This window comes from Amycolatopsis sp. A1MSW2902, from assembly GCF_017312175.1.
GTDB classification, from domain to species: Bacteria; Actinomycetota; Actinomycetes; order Mycobacteriales; family Pseudonocardiaceae; genus Amycolatopsis; species Amycolatopsis nivea.
This window is the reverse complement of the sequence record NZ_QJPO01000001.1, coordinates 1,800,306-1,825,161: the sequence shown is the minus strand read 5'-3', so window position 1 is coordinate 1,825,161 and position 24,856 is coordinate 1,800,306. Positions and strand designations below refer to the sequence as shown.

Below are 24,856 nucleotides of genomic sequence, written 5' to 3'. Positions count from 1 at the left end.
GCGTTCGACTACGCTATCGCTCGAAGTGGTCAACCCGTACTGTCGACACAGCGCGTACAAGATCACTTTCCGGAGCCAAAGCCCGGTCCCTGCAGCGGAAATCTGCCACTCGCCTCCAGGTGAAGGCCAGTAGGAGCCAGGGCAAAGGCGACGCTTGGTAATCGTGATCACCTGATTGAGTGACTTTAGATCGCGGTTGGCTGGGCTTAGGGGGCGGCTGCGACCGTGGTACCCGCAGGAAGATGACCGTTGGGTCGAGGAGCTTGCGATGGGCGTGAACTGGGGGCAGAACCGCCGCACCGAGCCGAATGAAGCAGTGTCCCTTCTCGAGGGCTTGCTGATCGAATGCGATGCGGGGGCAGGAGACACAGTATTGGTCGGCGGAGGACCGGCCAGCGGGAAAACGCAAGTGCAGAACCAAGTGGTGGCGCGGGCCCGTGAGCTGGGCGTTCTCACGCTCACCGCGGCGGGAGCGGCTGATGAGCGCGACGTCGACGGAGGTGTGCTCGACCAACTGCTGGCCAGCCCGGCATTGCCGCGAGAAACACTGGCCGCCGCGGACGGCGAGGACCGGATCGCCGCGTTGTGCAGTGCCTTGCACCGGTTGGCGCGAGAGCGGTCTCTCCTGATCGCGGTCGACGATTTGCAGCACGTGGACGAGACGTCGGCGCGGTTGTTGCTGCGGTTGCAGCGGCGGGCGCGGTCGGCGGGGATGTTGCTGGTGCTGACGCAGCCGGACGGCTGGTATTCCGGCGAGGGCATGACCTTCGCCGCGCAGCCGCACCGGTACGTGCATCTCACGCCGTTCACCGTGGAGGCGATCGCACAGCTGGTCCCGGACCACGGCGAAGCTGAGCGGATCCACGGACTGAGCGCGGGAAATCCGTTGCTGGTCAGCGCTTTGGTCGACGCACGCCGTAGCTCGGTTGACGACGGACCGGCGTATTCCGATGCGGTGCAACGGCTTCTGCATCGCTACGGTTCGCCGCTGCGGGAGGTGGCGACAGCGATCGCGGTGCTGGACACGGACGTCACGACGGACGCGGTCGCGACAGTCGCTGGCGTGGACCCGGTCGAGGCGGAGACGTCCGCGGGGTTGCTCGTGGAGACCGGGCTGGTCGACGGCGTGCGGTTCCGGCAGCAGCCGGCCGCGGCGGCGGTGGTCGGCGGGTTGCGCGGGTCCGAGAAGGTGCAGCTGCATATCCGGGCCGCTGAGGTGAAGCACGCTCGCGGGTTGCCCGCACCAGAGGTCGCGCGGCATCTCGTGGCGACGGGCGAAGCTCAGGCGGAGTGGGCGTTGCCGGTGCTGGTCGCGGCGGCGGAGCAGGTGATGCTCGGCGACGATGTCGACTTCGCTACCCGTTGCCTGCAACTGGCGGCATCGACGACCACCGCGTCGTGGGAGCAGCAGATGATCTCCCAGATGCTGGCCAAGATCACCTGGCGGGTCAACCCGGCGGCGGCCGCTCCGCATCTCGCGGCGTTGTGCGAAGGCGCTTCGCTCGACCAGTCCGACCGGATCGCGGTGGTGCGCCAGTCGTTGTGGTTCGGCGACCGGGAAACCTTCGAATCCGCGCTGGTCCGGCTGGGCGACGACCTCGAGCCGCTGCACCCGCGCACGGCTGCCGAGCTGACCCTCGCCGCGCATTGGCATTACGGCACGGCTCCGGAGTTGTCGGTCGACGCCTCGGATCCCTGGATGCGCACGGCGAAAACGCTCGCATCGGTCTGGCAGGTCGGTGGCAGCGAAGAGACTTCGGTGTGCGCGGAACGGATTCTCCAGAACTGCCGGCTCTCTGACACGTCGCTGGAAGCGCTCTCCACCGCGATTCTCGCCCTGGCGTACGACGGCAAGGCGGACCGAGCGGAAGGCTGGTGCACCTCGCTCGCCGAGGAGGCGGAGTACCGCGGCGCGGTGACGTGGAAGGCGATGCTTGACGCGATCGGCGCGAGTCTTCTGCTGCGTCGCGGCGAGCCGGCCAGCGCGGCGGAGGCGGCGAGCCGAGCGCTTGCGCTGCTTGACGAACCGAACTGGGGCGTCGCGATCACGTATCCGCTCGCCACGATGCTGACCGCGCACACCGCGGCAGGCGCGTTCAAGGCCGCGGCTGGGGTTTTGCGCCACGCGCTGCCGGAATCGGTGTTCACGACGCTCGGCGGGGTGCGGTTCCTCCGGGCGCGCGGGCAGTTCCATCTGGCCACGAACCGGGGGCTCTCCGCGGTGAGCGATTTCCAGCAATGCCAGCGGATTCTCCGCGAAAACGACCTGGACCTGCCCGCCGTCGCACCGTGGCGGACCGACCTCGCCGAGGCGAACCTCCGGCTGCGCAACCCGACCCTGGCGGTCGAGCTGGCGAAACAGCAACTGGCGGACACGACGGACTCGTTCTCGCAGGCGGTGGCGCTGCGGGTGCTGGCGTTCGCCGGGGATGCCGGCGCGCGGTCCGGTTTGCTGAACCGGGCGGCGGAGGCGTTCAAGGAATCCGGCGACCGGCTCGAACTGGCCCGCACCGTCCGCGCGATCAACCAGCTCGGCCAGCGCGCGGAACGCTCGGCAGGCCTGGTGAAGCCGGTGCAGGTGCCTCGACAGCCGTTGCGCCCGCTTGCGCCTCGTCCGGTGGCGTCGAGACCGGAGCCGCCGCGTGCGGATCCGGAGGGACCGGCGGCGACCGCGTTGAGCGATGCGGAATTGCGGGTCGCGGAACTCGCGGCACACGGGCGGACTAACCGCCAGATCGCGGAAACGCTGTACATCACGGTGTCCACAGTGGAACAGCACCTGACCAGGGTGTATCGGAAACTCGGCGTAGCCGGGCGGCGGGGGCTGGCGGGCGAACTGGCCGGTGCCGGACAGTGACCGAAAAGCTGACGGAAAGCGTGTCGGAGAGCCTGACCGAATGCGGGGCGAGAGTGCTGACCGACGTCGAGCTGCGGGTCGCGGAACTGGCCGCACAGGGCACTCCGGTCGGGGTGATCGCGGAGGTACTGGGAGTGTCCGCGAACACCGCCGCCGGCCACCTTGCCGCCGTCTACGTCAAGCTCCGGAACGCGTGAAGGGCCTCTCGCGCGAGATCCGCGAGAGGCCCTTCACCGGGGGTGGGAACGGGTCAGGATCGGCGGTCGGCGACCACCGCGGCGATGATGTCGTCCAGCGAGCGCGTCGGCACGAAGCCGATCTGGTTGTACGCGCGGGTGCAGTCGGGGATGCGGCGCTGCATGTCCTCGTACCCGTCGCCGTACGCCTCCTCGTACGGCACCTTCGTGATGGTGCTGCTCGAACCGGTCGCGCCGATCACGCGCTCGGCCAGCTGGGAGATGGTGGTCTGCTCGTTGCTGCCGAGGTTGAACACCTTGCCGTACGCGGAATCGTCGGCGAGCAGGTCCGCCAGCGCGGGCACGACGTCGTGCACGTGGCAGAAGCAGCGGGTCTGCTGCCCGTCGCCGAAGACGGTGATCGGCTCGCCCGCCAGGGCCTGGGTGACGAAGCGGGGGATCACCATGCCGTAGCGGCCGGTCTGGCGCGGGCCGACGGTGTTGAACGGCCGCACGATCACCGTGCGCAGGCCGTGCTCGACGGCGTACAGGTGGGCGAACGTCTCGTCCAGCGCCTTCGCCTCGGCGTAGGACCAGCGGTTCTTCAGCGGCGACCCGATGATCCGGTCGTCGTCCTCGCGCAGGCCGTCCGCGGTGTTCTTGCCGTAGATCTCGCTCGTCGACGCGACCAGGATCGGCACGTCGTGCCGCAGTGCCGCGTCGAGCATGTTCTCGGTGCCGTGCAGGTTGGTGCGGAGGCTGTCCATCGTCTTGTCGAGGATGGTGAACACGCCGACCGCGGCGGCGAGGTGGAAGATCGCGTCGATGCCCGCCATGCACGATTCGACCGCGTTCGGGTCGGTGATCGAGCCGCGCACGAACTGGAAGCCGGGGTGCCCGGCGACGCCGGCGAGGTTGTCCAGGGTGCCGGTGCTGAGGTTGTCGAGCGCGACGACCTCGTCGCCGCGGGCAAGGAGGTGTTCGGTGAGGTGGGAGCCGATGAACCCGGCGCCTCCGGTGATGAGGTAACGCACGTTAGTGTCCCTTTCTCAGTTCGTGAAGAGCGCGGGGTCGAGGCGGTAGGTGGCGTCGATGACGGTCGGGCAGTCGGCGAGCCATTCGTAGTCGTGGCCCGGTTGGATGGTGTGGATGAGCGCGACGTCCCAGTCCTCGCCGTCGGGCCCGGGGACGGTGTCGAGCGAACCGCCGGTCACGCGGACGTTCGGGACCAGCGGGTCGTAGTAGCCGACCTTCGCGCCCTTCGCGGCGAGCAGGTCGATGATGTCGAGCGCGGACGACGAACGCACGTCCTGCACGCCGGGCTTGTAGGTCACGCCGACCACCAGCACGCGCGTACCCGCCATGCCCTTGCCTTCGCGCGACAGTGTGTTCAGTACGCGGTCGACAACCTGCTTCGGCCGCTCCGCGATGGCGTGCATCGCCTGGGTCACCAACGGCGCGTTGCTCTGCGTCGCGCGCAGCTGCCACAGCAGGTAGTGCGGGTCGCAGGGGATGCAGTGGCCGCCGACGCCGGGTCCGGGGTGGAACGCCATGAAGCCGTACGGCTTGCTCGCCGCCGCGTCGATGACCTCGATTGGGTCGATCGCGAAGCCGTCGCTGATCTCGGCGAACTCGTTGGCCAGCGCGATGTTCACCGCGCGGAAGGTGTTTTCGTACAGCTTGGTCATCTCGGCCGCTTCCGGCGAGCTGACGCAGTGCACGCTCGGGGTGAGCACGTTGATCACGCGTTGCGCCATCGCCGTGCACACCGGGGTCACGCCGCCGAGCACGCGCGGCGTTTCGGCCTGGGTGTGCGTGACGTTGCCCGGGTCGATGCGCTCGGGGCTGGACGCCACGAACAGGTCGCGTCCGATGGTGAATCCCTTGGCCACCAGCGGTTTCACCAGCAGCCGGTTCGAGGTGCCGACGTAGCTGGTCGAGGTGAGGATGAACGTCTGGCCGCGGCGCGCGTTCGCGACCAGTGCCGCGCACGCCGCCTCCAGCGGGCCGAGGTCGGGCATCAGGTACTCGTCGAGCCCGGTCGGCACGCAGACCAGCACCGCGTCCGCGTCGGCCATCCGCGCGGAGTCCGTGGTGAGCTGGAAGTCCTCCTGGTGCACGGCTTTCTCGAGCCTGCGGTGGTCGGCTTCGATGAGGTCGACCTCGCCCGAGCGGATCGAGTCGAGCCGGTTCTGCGACAGGTCGATGCCGATCACGCCGACGCCGCCGGCGTGCAGGCCGAGCGCGGTCGGCAGGCCGACGTAGCCCATCCCGATCACGGCGACCGACGTCAGTTCGTTCCGTTCGGCGATGGTCTCGAATTCAGCGACAGTACTGGTCATTCCTGGTCACCCGTTTCTGGATGGGCAGTGGGAAAGCGAGCGGAAAAAGCGGAGGGAAATCCGGTCATCGGACGGAACGGACGATTTCGAAAGCTTCGGCGAGTCCAGCGCTGACCTGTGAGCCGCGGTATTCGGCCAAGGCGCGGACGCCGCGTTCGCTGCGCGGGTTCGGCCACGGCTCGAGTTCCTTGCCGTAGGCGCGCAGGGCTTCGATTTTGCGCTCGAGGTGGCTTTCGTCGAGAAGCTGCCAGCAGTTCGGCCGGAAGGTGACCGGCAGCCCGGAGGCTTCTCCGACGTCGGTGGCGGAGCGGATTTCGAAGGTGCGGACTTCGCGCACCGGGCCCTTGCCCGGCCGGCCGGCGACTCGCGCGGCGCGGCTGACGAGGGCGTGGTCGGTGCTCAGGTCGCACATGCTGGTCGCGAAGATGGTGTCCGGCTCGAATTCGCGGACCTCGCGTTCGACGACCTGGTTGAGCGCGAGGTGGCTGACGGTGTCGAGCCGGTTGTCGCCGAATTCGTGGACTCGCACGCGTTCGATGCCCAGTGTTTTGGCGGCGAGTTCGATCGCGTCGGTGCGGTTGGTGACTTCGGCGCCGACGGCCGAACGCGAACCGTCGTCGTTGGTGAGAATGCAAAGCGAAATGGAGACGCCTTCGTCGGCGAGCCGGGCGATGGTCCCGCCCGCGCCGAGCGTTTCGTCGTCGCCGTGGGCTCCCACCACCAGCAGCCTGCGTGTCAACGTGTGCATACGATTCCCCAGTCCTTGTCCGGGCGGTGAAACCCCCAGCGGAAACGAGCCGTGCGAAATGGCTTGGAACGCAAGAAAAATTTGACATCCGGAGGTGCTTGCGACAACCCCTAAAGACCGTCTAAAGCGGACCTTGGCCGCGCGGGAGGACAGGCGCGGCAAGCGCGTTAGGGGTGGGCCGTCGTCGCGACGTCGGAAGCTGGTCGCTTTACCAGCGCACGGGAAGGTCGGCGCGCACGACGGTGGGCCCGCCCGCCGGGCTGACCACGGTGAGCACGCCGTCGATGGTGCCTGCCCGGTCGGCGAGGCCGGCCAATCCGCCGCCCGGACGCACGGACGCGCCGCCGTGCCCGTTGTCGATGATCTCGACGACCACTGTGTCGTCGTCGCGGGTAACGCGCACCGACGCGCGGTCCGCGCCCGCGTGTTTGGCGATATTGGCGAGGGTTTCGCTGACGATGAAGTACGTCGTGGTCTCCACGGGCGCGGGCGGCCGGGGTTCCACCGTCACCTCGACGTCCACGTGGATCGGCATCCGCGCGGTCAGGGCGGACAACGCGGCGTCCAGGCCACGGTCCTGCAGCACCGGGGAGTAGATCCCCCGGGCGAGGTCGCGCAGCTCGGACACGGCGAGTTTCGCGTCCGTATGGGCCGCGCCAACCAGTTCGCGCACGGCGGCGGGATCGTCGAGCTTCAACTGCGCCCGGCCCAGACTCATCGCCACCGCGACCAGCCGCTGCTGCGCCCCGTCGTGCAGGTCGCGTTCGATGCGCTTGCGCTCGGCCTCCACGGCGTCGACGCCGCGGGCTCGCGAGTCCTTCAACTGCCGGGAGCGGGCCTCCAGCTGCGCCGTCCGGTCCGGCCCGAGCATCGACAGCGCCAACGCGCCGTGCATCGCTCCGATCCGCGGGGCCACGAAAATGCCGAACGGCGGCACGGCGACGGACACGATCCCGGCCACGAATTCCACGATGCCCAGCGGGAACGCGAGCAAGGCGTAGAGCAGTTCGCGCCACGTGGCCGGGTCCACGAGCCGGGTCTGCCACGTCAGCAGCAGCCCGGTGCCGTGCGGATGCCGGCGGGGCGGCGGGACGTCGACGCCGAGCATGACGCGCACCCAGCTGCGTTCGGCGCGGGCCAGGCCGCGGGCCGTCGAGGTCGCGGTGATCAGGATCGGGATGCCGATCCACAGCATGGTGGTGGCGATGCCGAGCAGGGTCGTGGCGAGCACGAGCACGAACGCGACGACGCGGAGGGGGAAGCTCGCGATGAGGAAGCCGATGGTGCGGACGACGCGGGGCCGCGGCGTCACCGGCATCGAGCGATCCGCTCCAGTTCCGGCACGAGGTCGTTGAGCGTCGGCGTGGCCAGCATCTCGTCCCGGACCTCGAGCGAGCACTCGCGGAAGGACGGTTCCTCCAGCAACCGCTGGAGTCCATTTCGGACGGAGCCCGGCGTGACCTCCTGCAGATCGATCATCAGGCCGTTGCCGCGCTTCACCTGTGCGAGCGCGGAAATCCGCTCGCTCCACGTGGTGCCGGGGATCACCAGCTGCGGGACGCCGTTGACCACCGCGTTGCCGATCGTCGCGCCGCCGCCCTGGTGCACGATGGCCGAGCAGCTCGCGAGGAGCTCGTACATCGGCACGAAGTCCACCGCACGCACGTTGTCCGGAACCTTGTCGACCGACGCGAGCTGCTCCGCGTTGAGCGTCGCGATCACTTCGACGTCGAGGTCGGCAAGGCCGTCGAGCAGTGCGGAGACCGAGGTTTCCTCTTCGCCGAGCGTCTGCCGGTTGGAGATGCCGAGGGTCAGCATGACGCGCGGGCGCGACGGGGGTTCGACGACCCAGCGCGGCAGCGCCATCGGCTTGTTCAACGGCACGAACCGCGCCGGGAGGTAGTCGACGTCGACGCCGTCGTACCGGAGATAGGACGGATGGCAGTCGATGGTTTTGACGCCGTAGCGCAGGTTCTCGTCGTAGTCCGCGCCGTAGCGGCCCACCGCGTCCGACATCCATTCCACGAACGGGTCCGGGCTGGTGTCCTCGGGCTTGCTCGCGCGCAGGTCCCGGTACTGCGCGCCGATCCGTGCCGTCTGGTCGGCCGCGTACATCATCCGCAGGTGCGGGACGCCGACCGCCTGCGCGACGATCGGCGCGGTGTAGACCAGCGGGTCCCACACGACGAGGTCCGGCTGCCAGTGCCGGGCGAACCGGACGAGGTCGTTGAGCAGCGGTTCCGGCGAGTTCCAGCGGAAAACGTCGACCCAGCCGTCGTAAACGGTGCGCACGTACTCCTCGGTGTAGCGCTCCGGGCGGCTTTCGGAAAGCTGGTGCTTGCTGTGCGCGGTGTCGTCGCCGCCGGCGCTGAGCCGCCGGTGCTCCGCGATGTCGAGGTCCTCGCCGAACCACATCGCGTCGAGGCCGGTTTCGGCGAACGGCAGGACCTCGCGGGGATTGCGCTGGCCGACGAACCGCACCTCGTGCCCGGCGGCCGCCAGCGCCCACCCGACCGGGGCCATGCTGTAGACGTGCGTCCTAGTCGGGAAGACCATCAACATGACTCGCACAACGCACTCTCCGATGCCGGGGTCCGGGAAACACTGCTGGGGAAACGGTAATCGCGGCGGGCCGCTCGGCAGACCCGGCACTGCGGCCTTAGGGGCCGTTAGGGGTGGGGATTCGCGGGCAGGCGCGAATAGCTTCGGCGAGGTCGTGGTGCGCGCGGGCGACCCGGCCCGCGACGGCAGGTGCCGAGACCGACGAACGAGGGGACTTCCCAGTGACCGGCCACGAGCAGAACACCGCACCGTCCACCGAGCAGATCGTCGCCGCGCTGCGGCAGTCCATGGTGGACAACGAACGGCTCAAGGCGGACAACCAGAAGCTCGCCGCGGCGATGAACGAGCCGATCGCGATCATCGGGATGGGCTGCCGGTACCCCGGCGGGGTCGCCACGCCCGCGCAGCTCTGGGACCTGGTCGCGGGCGGTGTCGACGCGGTCGGCGAGTTCCCCGAGGACCGCGGCTGGGACACCGAGTCGATCTTCGACCCCGCGGGAAGTCCCGGCACGACGTATTCGAAGGAGGGCGGTTTCCTTTACGACGCCGCCGACTTCGAGCCGGAGTTCTTCGGTATCTCCCCGCGCGAGGCTCGCACCCTCGACCCGCAGCAGCGGGTGGTGCTGGAGACCGCGTGGGAAGCGGTGGAACGCGCCGGGATTGTGCCGTCGACGTTGCGGGGCAGCAAAACCGGCGTCTTCGCCGGCGTGATGTACCACGACTACGGTGCGGGCAGCAGCGACGGCAGCCTGATCTCCGGCCGCATCTCCTACACCCTCGGGCTCGAAGGTCCGTCGGTGTCGGTCGACACCGCGTGCTCGTCGTCGCTGGTCGCCTTGCACTGGGCGGCCCAGGCGCTGCGCCGCGGCGAGTGCTCGCTGGCGCTGGCCGGCGGCGTCACCGTGATGGTGACCCCGGACATGTTCGTCTACTTCAGCGAGCAGCAGGGCCTCTCTCCGGACGGCCGGTGCAAGGCTTTCGGCAGTGGCGCGGACGGCGTCGGCTGCTCCGAAGGTGCCGGAATGCTTCTGCTGGAACGGCTTTCCGACGCGCGCCGCAACGGTCACCACGTCCTCGCGGTGCTGCGCGGCAGCGCGGTCAACTCCGACGGCGCGTCCAGCGGCATCACGGTCCCGAACGGGCCAGCGCAGCAGCGGGTGATCCACGCGGCATTGGCGGACGCCGGGCTGAAATTGTCCGATGTGGACGCTGTCGAAGCACACGGCACCGGCACGAAGCTCGGCGACCCGATCGAGGCGCAGGCGCTGATCGCCACCTACGGCAAGGCGGCCACCGCTGATCGGCCGCTGCACGTCGGGTCGTTCAAGTCGAACGTCGGCCACACGCAGGCCGCGGCGGGCGTCGGCGGCGTGATCAAGATGGTGGAGGCGTTGCGACGCGGCGTGCTCCCGCGCACGCTGCACGCCGACGAGCCGTCGCCGCACGTCGAATGGACCGACACCGTCTCGCTTCTCCGTGAGCCGACGCCGTGGCCGGAGACCGGGCGGCCGCGTCGCGCGGGCGTTTCGTCGTTCGGCATCAGCGGGACCAACGCGCACGTCATCGTAGAGCAGGGCGACCCGGTGACGCGTTCTTCGGACGATGGGCCGGTGACCTGGCTGCTGTCCGCCAACGACGCGGACGCCCTGCGGGCCCAGGCGGGCAACCTCGCGGCCGGCGTTGCCGATGCGTCCACTGTGGACATCGGATTCTCGCTGGCGACCACCCGGACCCAGTACGAGCACCGCGCGGGGATCGTCACGGCCGACCGGGCCGCCGCGATCCGCGCGCTGACCGAGTACGCGGCGGGCCGCACGCCGGCGGGTGTCGTCGAAGGTGTGGCGAGCACCGGGCGCACGGCGTTCCTGTTCACCGGCCAAGGTGCCCAGCGCGCGGGGATGGGCCTGGAGCTGGCCGCGGCCTACCCGGCGTTCGCCGAGGCCTTTGACGCGGTGGCCGCCGAACTGGACAAGCACCTCGACGTGCCGGTGCGGACCGTGCTGGGTTCCGACGAGACCGGGTACACGCAGCCGGCGTTGTTCGCCGTCGAGGTCGCGGTGTTCCGTCTGCTCGAATCGTGGGGCGTCACTCCGGATTACCTGCTGGGGCATTCGATTGGCGAGCTGGCCGCGGCGCACGTCGCCGGAGTGCTCTCGCTCGAAGACGCGTGCACGCTCGTGACGGCGCGGGCCCGGCTGATGCAGGCCCTTCCCACCGGCGGGGCAATGGTCGCCGTCGCGGCGGCTGAGGCCGATGTCGTGCCGCTGCTGACCGAGGGCGTGTCGATCGCCGCTGTCAACGGACCGGCATCGGTTGTGCTGTCCGGCGACGAGGACGCGGTCCTCGCGGTGGCATCGAACTTCGAGAAGACTTCGCGGCTGAAGGTGTCGCACGCGTTCCACTCGGCGCTGATGGAGCCGATGCTGGCCGACTTCGCTCTCGTCGCCCGGAAACTGACCTATTCCGAGCCCGCGATCCCGATCGTCTCGACGGTTTCGCCGAACGCCGATCTGACTTCGCCGGAGTACTGGGTGAACCAGGTGCGCGACGCGGTCCGGTTCGCCGACGGCGTCCGCACGCTGCTCGACGCTGGCGTCACGACGTTCGTGGAGGTCGGCCCGTCGGCCGTGCTCACCGCGATGGGCCAGCTGTGCCTTGGCGCGGACGACCGGGCGACGTTCGTCCCGGTGCTGCGCAAGGACCGGCCCGAAAGCGAGTCGGCTGCCGCCGCCGTGGCGACGCTGTTCACCACTGGGTCCACTGTGGACTTTTCGGCGTTCTACGCTGGCGGGGCACCGGTCGAGCTGCCGACGTATGCCTTCCAGCGCAAGCGTTACTGGCTGGAGAATCCGACCGGGGCCCGCGTCCGCGGGGTCGCCGAGGTCGGGCAGGTCGACGCCGGGCACCCGCTGCTCGGCGCGGTCGTGGCGACCGCCGACACCGGCGGCGTCGTGCTCACCGGAGAGCTTTCGCTGCGCGCGCAGCCGTGGCTCGGCGACCACGTCGTCCAGGGGGTTCCGCTGTTCCCCGGCACGGCTTTTGTCGAACTGGCCGTGCGGGCGGGCGACGAGGTGAACTGCGCGCGGCTCGACGAGCTGACGCTCGCGGTCCCGCTGATCCTGCCTGAACACGGATCCGTCCCGGTTCAGGTGACGGTGGGCGCGGAGGAGGAGTCGGGCAGTCGCGCGGTGGGCATTTACTCGCGGGCCGCGGACACTGGGGAGTGGACGCACCACGCCAGCGGGCGGGTGTCGCCGACGGCGGACACGCCCGTTGCCGCCGCGGAGTGGCCCCCGGCCGGTGCGGTCGAGATCGACGTGACCAGCCGCTACGACGAACTCGCCGCCCAGGGTTTCGACTACGGGCCGGTCTTCGCCGGGCTGCGCCGGGTCTGGCGCGACGGGAACACTCTCGCCGCCGAAGTCGCGTTGCCGGAGCACACCGACGGTTCGGCTTTCGCGCTGCATCCCGCTCTGCTGGACGCCGCGCTCCACACCATTGGCCTGGCCGGGCTGACCGAGGACAAGCCAGCGCTGCCGTTCGCGTGGAGCGGGGTTTCGCTGCACGCCGCCGGGGCGTCGAACTTGCGCGTGCTGCTCTCCGCGGACGTCGAGAACACCATTTCGCTCACCGCCACCGATCCCGCTGGCGCGCCGATCGTGACCGTGGGGGCGCTGGCGCTGCGGCCGATCGCCGACGACGCGTTCGCCCGTCCGGCAGCAGGCGACTCGCTGTTCCGGGTGGAATGGCAGCCTTACTCCGGCGATGCCGCTTCCGGCGTTTCGCACGCCGTGCTCGGCGCGGATCCCTTCGGCCTCGGCGGAGAGTCCTATGTGGACCTTGCCGCGCTGATCGACGCGGTGGGGACGGGAAAGGCCGCCCCGGATGTGGTGTCCGTGTCGTTCGAGGCACCCGAGCAGGCGTCGCCCGAACTGGCCCGCGAGGCTGCCCACCGACTGCTGGACCTGGTCCGGACGTGGGTCAGTGAACCGGCGCTGGCCGCTTCCCGGCTCGTTGTGGTCGCCTCCCATGCCATCGCGACGCGTCCCGACGAAGACGTCGCCGACCTGGTGCACGCCGCGCTGTGGGGCGTCGTCCGGTCGGCCGAGCTGGAGTATCCGGACCGGTTCGCCGCGGTCGACCTCGACGGCAGCGAGCCGCCGCTGGCCACCGTGCTCGGCGCGATCCAAGCCGGTGAGCCCGGTGTCGCCGTCCGGGACGGGGCAGTGCTGGTGCACCGGCTGGCGAAGTTCGCCCCCGAGACTTCGGCGCCGTCGCTGAACCCGGACGGAACCGTTCTCGTCACTGGCGGCACCGGGGCGCTGGGCGCGTTGATCGCGCGGCACCTGGTGACCGAACACGACGTGCGTCACCTGCTGCTGACCAGCCGTCGCGGTGAGGCGGCACCGGGCGCGGCGGAGCTCAAGGCGGAACTGGAGGAGCTGGGCGCTTCGGTTTCGCTGGCGGCCTGCGATCTCGCGGACCGGACCGCGGCGGCCGCGCTGGTGGCCGGCGTGCCTGCCGAGCACCCGCTGACCGCGGTCGTGCACACGGCAGGCGTCCTGGACGACGGCGTGCTGCTCGCGCTGACCCCGGAGCGGATGGACGCGGTGCTGCGGCCGAAGCTGGACGCGGCATGGCACCTGCACGAGCTGACCGCGGAGCTCGACCTGGCCGCGTTCGTGCTGTTCTCCTCCGTCGCGGGCACGTTCGGTTCGGCTGGGCAGGCGAACTACTCGGCCGGGAACGTGTTCCTCGACGCGCTGGCCCACCGCCGGGCGGCGCTCGGGTTGCCCGCGGTGTCGCTGTCGTGGGGCCTGTGGTCCGGCGGCATGGCGGGCGCGCTCGGCGACACCGACCTGGTCCGGATGGCACGGTCCGGCGTGGCCGGGCTGTCGTTCGACGACGGGCTCGAGCTGTTCGACGCGACGTTCGGCACCTCGCAGCCGGCGCTGGTGCCGGTCCGGCTCGACCTGGCCGGGCTGCGGTCCGCCGCGGACCGTGTGCCGCCGATGCTGCGCGGCCTGGTGCGCGCGGGCACACGGCGGCGTGCCGCGGCCGCCGACGACTCGTGGGCCCGGATCGAGGCCCTGCCCGCCGGGGAACGGGAGCGGGCGCTGCTCGACCTCGTGTGCGGCACGGCCGCGGTGGTGCTCGGGCACGACCGCGCGGACGCGATCGACCCGCGCAAGGGATTCATCGAACTCGGCTTCGACTCCCTGACCGCGATCGAGCTGCGGAACCGGCTGGACGAGCTGTCCGGTCAGCTCCTGCCCGCGACGCTGATCTTCGACTACCCGTCCCCTGGCGCGGTCGCGGGGCTCCTCGGAACAGGCCTGGCGGACCAGCCGTCCATTGTGGACTCCAGGCTGGCCGCTCTCGAATCCGCGTTGCGGGACAACGCCTTGGCCGAGGACGACCGGGAGAAGCTGGTCAGCCGCTTGACCGCGTTGCTGGCGGCGTACTCGGCTCCCGAGAAGTCCGCGGACATCGAGAACGCCAGCGCTGAGGACCTCTTCGCGCTCCTGGACGAGGAACTGGACACCAAACCGGTGTGACCCCGCGAGTCCCCGCTGACGCCAAGCCAATGGCGCAGCGGGGACTCGTGCCATGCGGCGGGCAGAGAAGCGCTTCACGACCGCGAGCAGCCGGGGGTGCTCACACCTCGGTGAGAAGTCCGAGGGAGCAGAGGGAACCGGCCAGCGCGATCATGTCGTAGCGGAGGTCCTCGACGTCCGTCTCCCACAGTTCGGCGAGGACGGCACTGGCGCTGTCGATGTCGCCGTTGTGCTGTTTGAGAGCGATCCACATGGCCGCGGCGACCGGTTCGCAGTCCACCTGGCGGCTGCTGCTGACCAGCTCGAGATGCCCGTCGGGGAGCATCCGCTGGGCGACGCCGTGAGCGGGTCTGATGGCCATCATGGCTGCCTCCGAGGGGCGGTGGTCCGGTCTGTTTTCTTGCTGTACCAAGTTTCGCGGACCCGGGCCCTTCCGGCCATGGGGGCGGCACCTGAAAGCGGCCTGGGGTTTACTCCCCCGTCAGCCGCCCGAGATCAGGGGTTGCGGACGCGAGTGCCTCCCCGCGCCATTCGCGCAAGCGCGCGGCTACAGTCGTGAGCACCCCTTCGAGCTGGGCGTTCAGGTAGAAATGCCCGCCCGGCAACACTTTCACCGCGAAGCTGCCGCGGGTGTGGCCACGCCACGCTTCGGCCTCGGCGAGGTCGACCACGGGGTCGTCCGCGCCCAGCAGCACCTGGACCGGGCAGTCCAGCGCGAGCCCGGGCTCGTGGCGGTAGGTCTCGACGGCGGTGTAGTCCCCGCGGACGGCGGGCAGCACCAGGCGCAGCAGTTCGTCGTCGCCGAAAACGGCGCTGCCGGTGCCGCTCATCTCCTTGAGGGCGGCGATCAAACCGTCGTCGCCGAGCTCGTGGACGTCCTCGGGCCGCGGCACCGACGGAGCTGGGCACGCGGACGCGAACAGGCCGAGCGGCCGGGCACCCCGCGCCTCGAGCCGGCACGCGACCTCGTACCCGAGCGTCGCGCCCATGCTGTGGCCGAACAGGGCCACCGGCCGGTCGATCCACGGGCCGAGGTCGTCGGCGATGACGTCGGCCATCGCCGCGAGGTCGTCGAAACACTGCTCGTCCCGGCGGTCCTGCCTGCCCGGGTACTGCACGGCGATGACGTCGGCGTCCAGTCCGCCTTCAGCGGCCGCGCGCGAGAACGGGAAGTAAGCGGTGGCCGACCCGCCCGCGTGCGGCAGGCACACCAGTCGCACCGCGGCGTCGTCGGACGCGTGGAATCGCCGGAGCCATCGGCTCGATTTCTCGTTCAGGGCAGTCACAGTTCAGGAAGTCTCCGGCCCCTTCGCGCGCCCGGCAACCCCTAGCCCGGCGTCGCCGTGCCCGTCCGCCGTGCGGCGATCCAGTCTCGCTCCAGGGGGCCGGGCGGCCGGTTAGGGGTGGGTATGCCCTGTTCACCGCTCGTAACGTACGGCGTCAGGTGGGTGCATTGGGCGATCACGGAAAACCCCGCCGAAGCCGTTCCCGGGGACCTCCCGGCAGCCGTGCCCGGGCGAACCGGCCCGCACCGCGCCGACGACCACGCGACTCAGGAGAAGGTCTGAATGAACAAGTCCGACGACAAGCTGGTTCACGCCCTCCGTGCGTCCCTGAAGGAGACCGAGCGTCTTCGCGCGCAGAACAAGAAGCTCAGCGGGGCCGGCCACGAGCCGATCGCGATCGTCGGCATGGCCTGCCGGTTTCCCGGCGGCGTGCGCACGCCGGAGGACCTGTGGCGGCTGCTGGCCGACGGCTCCGATGTCGTCGGCGAATTCCCCACCGACCGAGGCTGGGACACCGACCGCCTCTACGACCCGACCGGCGAGCGGCCCGGAGCCAGCCGCACCCGGCACGGCGGATTCCTTTACGACGCGCCTGAGTTCGATGCCGGGTTCTTCGGGTTCGGCGAGCGGGAAGCGCTCACGATGGACCCGCAGCAGCGCCTGCTGCTGGAGACCACCTGGGAGTCGTTCGAGCGGGCCGGGATCCAGCCCGCGTCGGTGAAGGGCAGCCCGGTCGGGGTGTTCACCGGGGTGATGTACCACAACTACCCGGGCCACTACGGTTCCTCCGCGGTGGTGTCCGGACGGCTCGCCTACGCGTTCGGTCTCGAAGGGCCCACGGTGACCGTGGACACCGCGTGCTCGTCCTCGCTGGTGACTCTCCACATGGCGGTACAGGCCCTGCGCCAGGGCGAATGCTCGCTCGCGCTGTCCGGTGGGGTCACGGTGATGGCCTCCCCGCAGACGTTCGCCGAGTTCAGCGTCGACGACACGCTGTCGGTCGACGGCCGGTGCCGGTCGTTCTCTGAGTCCGCGGACGGCATCGGGTGGTCCGAGGGCGCCGGAATGCTGTTGCTGGAACGGCTTTCGGACGCACGCCGCAACGGCCACCCGGTGCTCGCGGTCGTCCGCGGCAGCGCGGTCAACCAGAACGGCGCCTCGAACGGAATGATGTCGCCGCGCGGCCCGGCCCAGCAGCGGGTGATCCGCCAGGCGCTGGCCAACGCCCAGGTGTCCGGCGACCAGGTCGACCTCGTGGAGGCGCACGGCACGGCGACCCCGCTCGGCGATTCGGTGGAGGCACAGGCACTGCTGGCCACCTACGGCAAGGAACGACCGGACGGTCGGCCGCTGCGGCTCGGCTCGATCAAGTCGAACCTCGGGCACACGCAGGCGGCGGCCGGGGTCGCTTCGCTGCTCAAGGTCGTGCTCGCGCTGCGGAACGACCGGCTGCCCAAGACGCTGCACGTGGACGAGCCGAACCATCGGGTGGACTGGGCCTCCGGCGGCGTCGAACTGCTCACCGAACCGGCGGACTGGCCGCGCGCCGACCGGCCCCGCCTCGCCGCGGTGTCCGGCTTCGGCATGAGCGGCACCAACGCGCACATCATCCTGGAGGAGGCTCCCGAAGACACCGCGGTCGAGCAGCCGGAAACCCTTCCGGGCGGCGCGATCCCGTGGGTGCTGTCCGGCCGGAACCCGGAGTCGCTGCAGGCGCAGGCCGCTCGGCTGCTGGAGCACGTTCGCGGCAATCCGGGTCTCGACCCGCTCGACATCGGCTACTCGCTCGCCACCGGCCGGTCGGCGTTCCCGCACCGGGCCGTGGTCACCGGGACTGGCCGCGAGGAACTGCTTCGCGGCCTGACCGCTGTCGCCGAGGGGGAGACCTCCGACGAGGTCGTGCACGGGGTAGCTCGCGGCGAGACGTCGACGGCGTTCCTGTTCTCCGGTACCGCCTCCGACGGTCTCGGCCAAGAGCTGAGCGCCGCGTTCCCCGCGTTCGCCACGGCGTACGAAGAAGCCCGCGCGACGCTCTCCGAGAACGGCACTGCGTTCGCTGTCGAGGTGGCGTTGTTCCGGCTGCTGGAGTCGTGGGGGATCACTCCGGACTTCGTTACCGGGCACGGAATTGGCGAGCTGACCGCCGCACACGTTTCCGGCGTGCTGTCGCTGGCGGACGCGGCCGCGCTGGTGGCAGCCGCCGACGCCGGACCCGACGCGGTCCGGAAGGCCGCCGAGCCGTTGACCTACGCGGAGCCGGAGATCCCGGTGCTGCCGGGCGGCGGCACGGAGCTGGCGACCGAGGAAGAGTTGCGCTCACCGGAGTACTGGGTCCGGCGGCTCGGCGCGAAGGCCCGCTTCGCGGACGGGATCCGCCATCTGGAGGCCCAGGGCGTCAATCGGTTCGTCGAGTTCGGACCCGCGGGCGCGCGGGAAAGCCTCACCGGGAACGCCCTCGTCGTGTCCACACCGACCGGCGACCGGCCCGCGGAAGCCGTGACCGCGATGATCGGAGAGCTGCACGCGCACGGGGTTTCCCCGGACTGGCAGGCCTGCTTCGCCGGCCGTGGCGCACGCCTCGCCGAACTGCCCACGTACGCCTTCCAACGGCAGCGGTACTGGATGCAGTCGGCCAAGATCTACGGCGACCCGGTCTCTCTCGGCCTGGAGCCGGTGGACCACCCGCTGCTGGGCGCGGCCACCGTGCTCGCGGACTCCGAGGGCGTCGTGCTGTCCGGGCGCGTCTCCGTCAATACTCACCCCTGGCTGGCCGACCACGCAGTGGGCGGCTCGATCCTTTTCCCCGGCACCGGTTTCGTGGAACTCGCCATCCGGGCGGGGGACCGGGTGGACTGCTCCCGGCTGCGGGAGCTGACCCTGCAGGAGCCGCTGGCGCTGCCCGCGGAAGGCGGCGTCCGGATCCAGGTCAACGTCACCGCCCCGGACGCGTCCGGCGCGCGCTCGTTCGTGATCAGCTCGCGCACCGACGACCTGACCGGCGAAGGAACCTGGACCCGGCACGCCAGCGGGGTGCTGGCCGCCGCGAACGGTGCGGCGTCCTTCGCACCGGCTTCCTGGCCGCCCGCCGAAGCCGAGCAACTGGAACTCGCGGACCTGTACGAGGAAATGGCGGACCGCGGTCTCGACTACGGACCGGTGTTCCGCGGCTTGCGGGCCGCGTGGCGCGGTGCGGACGAGATCTTCGCCGAGGTGAGCCTGCCCGAACGGGCCAAGCGCGACGCGGCAGGCTTCGGACTGCACCCCGCCGTGCTCGACGCGGCCCTGCACGCGCTCGGCCTTGCCAGCGACGCAGAAGGCATCTCGTTCCCGTACACCTGGTCCGGCGTCGAGCTGTTCGCCTCCGGTGCCGCCGCGGTGCGGGTGCGGTTGCGGCGCACGGAGCCGGACACCGTGACACTGGAACTCGCCGACGTGGCAGGGAATCCGGTCGCCTCGGTCGAAGCACTGACGCTGCGGCAGATCTCCGAGGAACAGCTCGCCGCTGTCCGCGCCGCCGCACCCCGCCGGGAGTCCAGCCGCGCGCCGGAACCGGTCGCACGGCGCGCCGCCAGCGCCCCGGAAACCGCCACTCAAGCCAGCGCTGAAGCCGACCCGGATTCCTTGCGGGGCAAGCTGCTCGCGCTTCCCGCCACCGAACGACTCAAGGCCGTGCGCGGGGTCGTCCTCGCCAACATCGCCGCGGTGCTCGACCAGGACTCCGCGGACCTCATCGACGTCGACCGCGCGTTCAACGACCTCGGCTTCACCTCGCTGCTGGCCGTCGAACTGCGCAACCAGCTCGGCGCGGCCACCGGGCTGTCCCTGCCGCCCACCCTCGTGTTCGACTTCCCGACCGCGGCGGAGCTGGCCGAGCACCTGTACCAGTCGCTGCTCGGCGAGCTGGACGGCAAGCCGGAGACGGTCACGCTGACCGCCCTTGCCGGGGACGAGCCGATCGCGATCATCGGGATGGCCTGCCGGTACCCCGGCGAGGTCGCCAGCCCGGAAGAGCTGTGGCAGCTCGCGTCGTCGGGCGGGGACGGGATCTCCGCCTTCCCCGCCAACCGGTCCTGGGACATGGACTACTGGCTCGGCCTGGTCGAGGCGAGCGGACGGGTGCCCCAAGGCGGGTTCGTGCACGACATCACCGACTTCGACGCGGCCTTCTTCGGGATCGGCCCCAACGAGGCCCCGATGATCGAGCCGCAGCAGCGGATGCTGATGGAGACCTGCTGGGAGGCGCTGGAGCGGGCCGGGATCGACCCGGTTTCGCTCAAGGGCAGCGACACCGGCGTCTTCGCCGGGGTCATGAAGTCCGACTACGACCCCGGGCCCGCCGGCGACATGGAGACCAACGGCCTGTTCCGCAGCACCGGCGTGCTCGGCAGCGTGGTCTCCGGCCGCGTGTCCTACGCGCTCGGCCTGGAGGGGCCGTCGGTCTCGATCGACACGGCCTGCTCGTCGTCCCTGGTGGCGCTGCACTCCGCGAGCCAGGCGCTCAACCAGGGCGACTGCTCGCTCGCGCTGATCGGCGGCGTTTCGGCGCTCACCTCGCCGAGCCCGTTCGCCCACTTCGATTCCGGCGGCACCGCGGCCGACGGCCGGTCCAAGTCGTTCTCCGCGGACGCGGACGGCATCGGCTGGTCCGAAGGCGTCGGCGTCCTCGTGGTCGCGCGGCTTTCGGACGCCGTGCGCGACGGCCGCGAGATCCTCGCGGTGATCCGGTCGAGTGCGGTGGGCCAGGACGGCGCGTCCAACGGGCTGACCGCGCCCAGCGGATCCTCGCAGGAACGCGTGATCCGCAAGGCACTCGCGCTCGGCGGACTGAAACCGTCCGATGTGGACATTGTCGAGGCATCCGCGACCGGGTCCACCCTCGGCGACCCGATCGAGGCGCGCGCACTGCTGTCGGTCTACGGCCAGGACCGGTCCGGCGACAGCCCGCTGTGGCTGGGCTCGGTCAAGTCGAACATCGGCCACAGCCAAGCCGCTTCCGGAGTCGCCGGCGTCATCAAAATGGTGATGGCGCTGCGGAACGAGCAGCTGCCGATGACCCGGTACGCGGACAACCCGACCACGCAGGTCGACTGGTCGGCGGGCCAGGTCCGGCTGCTGGCGGAAACCATCCCGTGGCCGGACGCCGGCCGTCCGCGCCGCGCCGGGGTCTCCTCGTTCGGATACAGCGGCACCAACGCGCACGTGATCATCGAGCAGGCGCCCGCGCAGGAGAAGGACGAGCCCGCGGCACCCGAGTCGCACGGGCCGTTGCCGCTGCTGCTTTCCGCGCGCAGCAAGGAAGCTCTGCCGTTGCAGGCGGAGCGACTGCTGTCCCGGCTGACCGCTGACGAACCCGGACTGCCGGACCTCGCGTACTCGCTGGCCACCTTCCGTGCCCCGGCCCCGCACCGCGCCGTCGTGGTCGGTGCGGACCGGCAGGAACTGCTCGCGGGGCTCGCCGCGCTGGCGAACGACGAACCCGCCGCCACGGTGCTGCGCGGCAGCGTCCGGGCGGGCGCGAAGACGGCGTTCCTGTTCGCGGGCCACGCCGTCGTCCGGCCCGGCAGCGGCAAGGACCTCTGCGCGGCCTTCCCCGCGTTCGCCCGGGAATTCACCGACGTGAGCGAGAAGTTCGGGGCGTACCTGGACCGGCCGCTGCTCGACGTCCTGTTCGCCGAGGAGGGCTCGGTGGACGCGCAACAGCTCGCGCGGACGTCGTTCACGCAGGCGGCGCTGTTCACCGTGCAGGTCGCCCTGTTCCGGCTGCTCGAATTCTGGGGGCAGCGGCCCGACTACGTGCTGGGCCGATCCGGCGGCGAGGTGGCCGCCGCGCACGTCGCGGGCGTGCTTTCGCTGCCCGACGCGGTCAAACTGGTCGCCAGCCGCGCGCAACTGCTTGAGGAAATGCCCGGCGGCGCGATGGTCGAGGTCGAAGCGAGCGAGGAGGAAATGCGTCCGCTGCTGACCGCCCGGCCGCAGGCCGCGCACTCGCCGCGGATGGACGAGGTCCTGGCGGAGCTGGCCGAGATCGCTGGCGAGCTGTCGTACGGCACCCCGCGCGTCCCGGTGGTCTCCACAGTCACCGGAGCGCTGGCCGGGGACGAACTGTCCGAGCCCGCGCACTGGGTCGCCACTTTGCGGGAGCCGGTCCGTTTCCTCGACGCGGTCCGCAGCCTCGAAGCGGCCGGAGTGAACCAATTCGTGGACCTCGGTCCCGGCGGCGCGCTCGCGCATGATGTGCAGCCGTGCCTGACCGGACCCGGCGAGGACGTAGCCGAACTGCCTGTGCTGCCTGGCGATCTCGCCGAGACTGCCGCGGTGCTGCGCGCGGCCGGACAGTTGCATGTGGACGGTCTCGCCCTCGACGGCACGCGCCTGTTCGCGGGCCAGCAGGTGCGGCGGGTGCCGGTGCCGCCGTACGCGTTCCACCGCAAGCGGTACTGGCCGGATGTCGACATGGAGGCGATCAGGTCGAGCGGCGACCTGGGAGTCACTGGGCTCGAGTCGACCGGGCACCCGCTCGTCGGCGCGGCGATGTGGCTGGCGGACTCGGACGGCATCGTGCTCAGCGGCCGGCTCTCCGCCGGGACCCACCCGTGGCTGGCCGAACACACCGTGGGCGGCGAGATCATGGTGCCGGGCGCGGCTTTCGTCGAGATCGCCGTCCGCGCCGGTGACGAGGCGGGCTGCTCGCGGGTCGAGGACCTGGTCGTGCACACGCCGCTCGTGCTGCCCGAGCGCGGGAAGATGCAGGTGCAGGCCGTGGTCGGCGCTCGGGACGAGGACGGCGTGCGGTCGCTGACGGTGTATTCGCGTCCGGACGACCCGATCGCCGGATGGACCCGGCACGCGACCGGATCGCTGACCGGCGGGAAGGCCCGGCCGGAAGGGCTCGAGGAGTGGCCGCCCGCCGCCGCCGAGCCGGTATCGGTGCGATACGAGGCACCGGCAGGCGGAGGACTCAGCCACGGCCCCGCGTTCCAGGGTCTGCGCGCGGGCTGGCGTCGGGCCGACGAGGTGTTCGCTGAGGTGAGCCTCGGCCAGGAGACGAGCCAGCAGGCCGGTCGGTTCGGTCTGCACCCGGCTGCGCTGGACGCCGCGATCCAGGCGTTCGGTCTGCTGCCCGGCGGCGAACCGGGACTCGCGGTCGCGTGGGCGGGCGTCGAACTGCACGCCACCTCGGCGGCGAAGCTGCGCGTGCGGATGACCCCGGTCGGCGAGGACGCGGTCGCGGTGACGCTGGCCGACCAGGCGGGCAAGCCGGTCGCCTCGATCGAAGCCGTGACGGTGCGTCCCGTCGCCGAGGTGCGGGAAACCGTTGCCGCGCCGGTGGAAACCGTCAAGGCCGGGCCGGTCCGGGTGCGCCGCGCGGCGAGCACCGGCGTCGCGGCCGACCCGGACGCGCTCCGCAAGCGGCTGGCCGGGCAAACCCAGGCACAGCGCGAGAAAATCCTCCTGGAGGTCGTGCTCGAGCACACCGCGGCCGTGCTCGGTTACACCGACTCCGCCGAGGTCGACCCGAACCGGCACTTCCTCGAATCGGGCTTCGACTCGGTGACCGCGGTGGGCCTGCGCAACGGCCTCAACGAGGCCACCGGGCTGAGCGTGTCCCCGACGGTCATCTTCGACCACCAGAACCCGATGGCGCTGACCGTCCACCTGCTGTCCGAATTGGACGGTGCGGACGGCGCTTCGCCGGAGGACCCGGCTTCCGACGGACTCAAGCAGATGTTCACCGAAGCGGTCCGTTCGGGACAGACGGAGAACGGGATCGGCTTGCTGAGCGCGGCGGCCCGGCTGCGGAAGTCGTTCCGGTCGTCGGCCGACATCGACCAGCTCCCGGCACCGGTCCGAATGGCCGAAGGACCGAAGCAGCCGCACCTGCTGTGCCTGTCCACCCCGGCGGCAATGGGCGGCGCGTACCAGTACGCGAGGTTCGCCTCGCACTTCCGCGGCGTGCGCACGCTGTCGGCGTTGCCGATGCCGGGATTCCTCGCGGGCGAGCTGCTGCCCGAGTCCGCCGAGGCCATCGTGGACGTGCTCACCGAGAGCGTCCGCAAGGCCGTGGGCGATGAGCCGTTCGCGTTGCTGGGCTACTCGTCCGCGGGGATCTTCGCGCACGCCATCGCGGGCAGGCTGGAGGAATCGGGCACCGGCCCGGCCGCGGTCGTCCTGCTGGACACGTACGCGGCCGGCGGCGAGGACATGCAGCGCAGCGACCAGGCGGAACGGGACGAGGCCACCCTCGGCCTGGTCTCGGGGCTGCTCGCGAATGAGGACCGGTACGGGCCGTACGACCGGACCAAGCTGACCGCGCTCGCCAAGTACCTGGAGGTGCTTCCCGAGGTGACCCTGCCCAAGATCGCGGCGCCGAGCCTGCTGGTGCGCCCGGAGGACCGGTTCGACGCGGGCGAGGCCGTAACCGGGGATTCGGAGGCGTGGCGGACGGCCTGGAGCCTGTCGGACGACACCGCGGTAGTCCCGGGCGACCACTTCAGCCTGGTCGAGAGCAGTTCGGCGACGACCGCACAGGCCGTCGAGGAGTGGCTCGGCTCGCGGTAGCCGCGTAACTCAGGCGGCGGAGGTGCCCCGTTCGGCGGGGTGCCTCCGCCGTTTCCGCGCGCGAAAACGGCGCTGCACGCCGAGCGTCACCGGTGCCCGACCCGATCGTGCCCAGCTGCCGCCTTCCGCTCCGCAGCGCCCTTCGAGTAAACTGTGCAAGCCCTACACTAATCAAGCTGAGAGGCTACGGGAATGGTCGTGGCGGCATCCAAGCCCGCGCCGGAACGCGTTCTGGCCGAAGGTCCGCTGTCGTGAACGCGACCCGCCGGTTCGCGGGCCGGGTCACCGAGCTGGACCGGAAACTGGCGGCCACCGAGATCGAGCACGCCCGCTCGCAAGGCGAGTACGACGTCGCCGAGGCGGCCCGGCGGCTGGCTCGCGTCCAAACCGCGACCACGCAAGCCGCGCTGCGGGTCGCGGTCGCCGGACAGACCGGGGACGTCATCCCGCCCGCGCTCGAGGCGGCGCCGCGGGTCGCGATCGCGCTGTGGCTGCTCGTCAGCGTCGTCCACATCGTGATCTGGCTGCTGGACGGCGTCCTCAACGGGGACTGGGACCCGTCGTGGCTGCTCTGGGTGTTGTTCGGCGGCGGCGTGCTGGCGGGCGGCGTATGGGCCGCGCGCGAATGGGACCGCCGCCTGCGCGCGGTGTCCGGGGCGGGCGGATAAGGCCGGCTGTCGACGGCGAAGCACGACCGGGGTGTCCCTGATCGGCGGCGCAATAGGGGTACTGGGGCATCTCCGGCGCGGTTAATCTCGGATCAACCAT

Annotated in this window: 11 protein-coding genes and 1 pseudogene; 5 read left to right on the top strand and 7 right to left on the bottom strand. The window is 70.8% G+C overall.

Annotation, left to right across the window (positions count from 1 at the left end; genetic code table 11):
- Nucleotides 1–268 precede the first annotated feature (268 nt).
- Nucleotides 269–2,857: a LuxR C-terminal-related transcriptional regulator gene (locus tag DMP23_RS08320; protein ID WP_337820675.1), complete on the top strand. Its 2,589-nt coding sequence runs from the start codon at nt 269–271 to the stop codon at nt 2,855–2,857.
- The gene (locus DMP23_RS08315) at nt 2,854–3,054 is read left to right on the top strand and encodes a LuxR C-terminal-related transcriptional regulator (protein WP_337820674.1); all 201 of its coding nucleotides are present in this window, start codon (nt 2,854–2,856) and stop codon (nt 3,052–3,054) included. Before DMP23_RS08320 ends, DMP23_RS08315 begins: the two co-directional genes overlap by 4 nt.
- Nucleotides 3,055–3,107: 53 nt before the next feature.
- Here the strand turns inward: DMP23_RS08315 and DMP23_RS08310 are convergent, their stop codons facing one another.
- The 5 genes from DMP23_RS08310 to DMP23_RS08290 all read right to left on the bottom strand — a co-directional run bounded on the left by DMP23_RS08310 (nt 3,108) and on the right by DMP23_RS08290 (nt 8,685).
- Nucleotides 3,108–4,067: an NAD-dependent epimerase/dehydratase family protein gene (locus DMP23_RS08310; RefSeq protein WP_037810563.1), complete on the bottom strand. Its 960-nt coding sequence runs from the start codon at nt 4,065–4,067 to the stop codon at nt 3,108–3,110.
- 15 nt (nt 4,068–4,082) lie between these two features.
- Entirely contained in the window at nt 4,083–5,375 is a 1,293-nt protein-coding gene (locus tag DMP23_RS08305; RefSeq protein ID WP_337820673.1) for a nucleotide sugar dehydrogenase, read from the bottom strand.
- 64 nt (nt 5,376–5,439) lie between these two features.
- Complete coding sequence (locus DMP23_RS08300; RefSeq protein ID WP_337820672.1) at nt 5,440–6,123, bottom strand: PIG-L deacetylase family protein; 684 nt, start codon at nt 6,121–6,123, stop codon at nt 5,440–5,442.
- A gap of 208 nt (nt 6,124–6,331) precedes the next feature.
- Entirely contained in the window at nt 6,332–7,441 is a 1,110-nt protein-coding gene (locus DMP23_RS08295) for a sensor histidine kinase (protein ID WP_337820671.1), read from the bottom strand.
- Nucleotides 7,432–8,685 (bottom strand): nucleotide disphospho-sugar-binding domain-containing protein, encoded by a 1,254-nt coding sequence (locus DMP23_RS08290; RefSeq protein ID WP_337824374.1) that lies wholly within the window; start codon nt 8,683–8,685, stop codon nt 7,432–7,434. Before DMP23_RS08290 ends, DMP23_RS08295 begins: the two co-directional genes overlap by 10 nt.
- A gap of 221 nt (nt 8,686–8,906) precedes the next feature.
- On the opposite strand from DMP23_RS08290, the gene DMP23_RS08285 reads away from it, so the two are divergent.
- Nucleotides 8,907–14,243 carry a type I polyketide synthase gene (locus DMP23_RS08285; protein ID WP_337820670.1) on the top strand — a complete coding sequence of 1,779 codons (5,337 nt, stop codon included), beginning with the start codon at nt 8,907–8,909 and terminating at the stop codon, nt 14,241–14,243.
- A gap of 100 nt (nt 14,244–14,343) precedes the next feature.
- Here the strand turns inward: DMP23_RS08285 and DMP23_RS08280 are convergent, their stop codons facing one another.
- Complete coding sequence (locus DMP23_RS08280) at nt 14,344–14,604, bottom strand: hypothetical protein (protein WP_063697782.1); 261 nt, start codon at nt 14,602–14,604, stop codon at nt 14,344–14,346.
- A gap of 109 nt (nt 14,605–14,713) precedes the next feature.
- Nucleotides 14,714–15,529 carry a thioesterase II family protein gene (locus tag DMP23_RS08275; RefSeq protein ID WP_337820669.1) on the bottom strand — a complete coding sequence of 272 codons (816 nt, stop codon included), beginning with the start codon at nt 15,527–15,529 and terminating at the stop codon, nt 14,714–14,716.
- A 297-nt stretch (nt 15,530–15,826) separates the two neighbouring features.
- On the opposite strand from DMP23_RS08275, the pseudogene DMP23_RS08270 reads away from it, so the two are divergent.
- Nucleotides 15,827–24,088 (top strand): annotated as a pseudogene (locus tag DMP23_RS08270) (beta-ketoacyl synthase N-terminal-like domain-containing protein); the annotation flags it as partial.
- 251 nt (nt 24,089–24,339) lie between these two features.
- Complete coding sequence (locus DMP23_RS08265; RefSeq protein WP_043836763.1) at nt 24,340–24,756, top strand: DUF1707 domain-containing protein; 417 nt, start codon at nt 24,340–24,342, stop codon at nt 24,754–24,756.
- Nucleotides 24,757–24,856 lie beyond the last annotated feature (100 nt).

Coding starts and splice junctions, on each gene's coding strand:
- DMP23_RS08320 (WP_337820675.1), top strand. CDS start 269: ATGGGCGTGAACTGGGGGCAGAACCGCCGCACCGAGCCGAATGAAGCA.
- DMP23_RS08305 (WP_337820673.1), bottom strand. CDS start 5,375: ATGACCAGTACTGTCGCTGAATTCGAGACCATCGCCGAACGGAACGAA.
- DMP23_RS08300 (WP_337820672.1), bottom strand. CDS start 6,123: ATGCACACGTTGACACGCAGGCTGCTGGTGGTGGGAGCCCACGGCGAC.
- DMP23_RS08295 (WP_337820671.1), bottom strand. CDS start 7,441: ATGCCGGTGACGCCGCGGCCCCGCGTCGTCCGCACCATCGGCTTCCTC.
- DMP23_RS08290 (WP_337824374.1), bottom strand. CDS start 8,685: ATGTTGATGGTCTTCCCGACTAGGACGCACGTCTACAGCATGGCCCCG.
- DMP23_RS08280 (WP_063697782.1), bottom strand. CDS start 14,604: ATGGCCATCAGACCCGCTCACGGCGTCGCCCAGCGGATGCTCCCCGAC.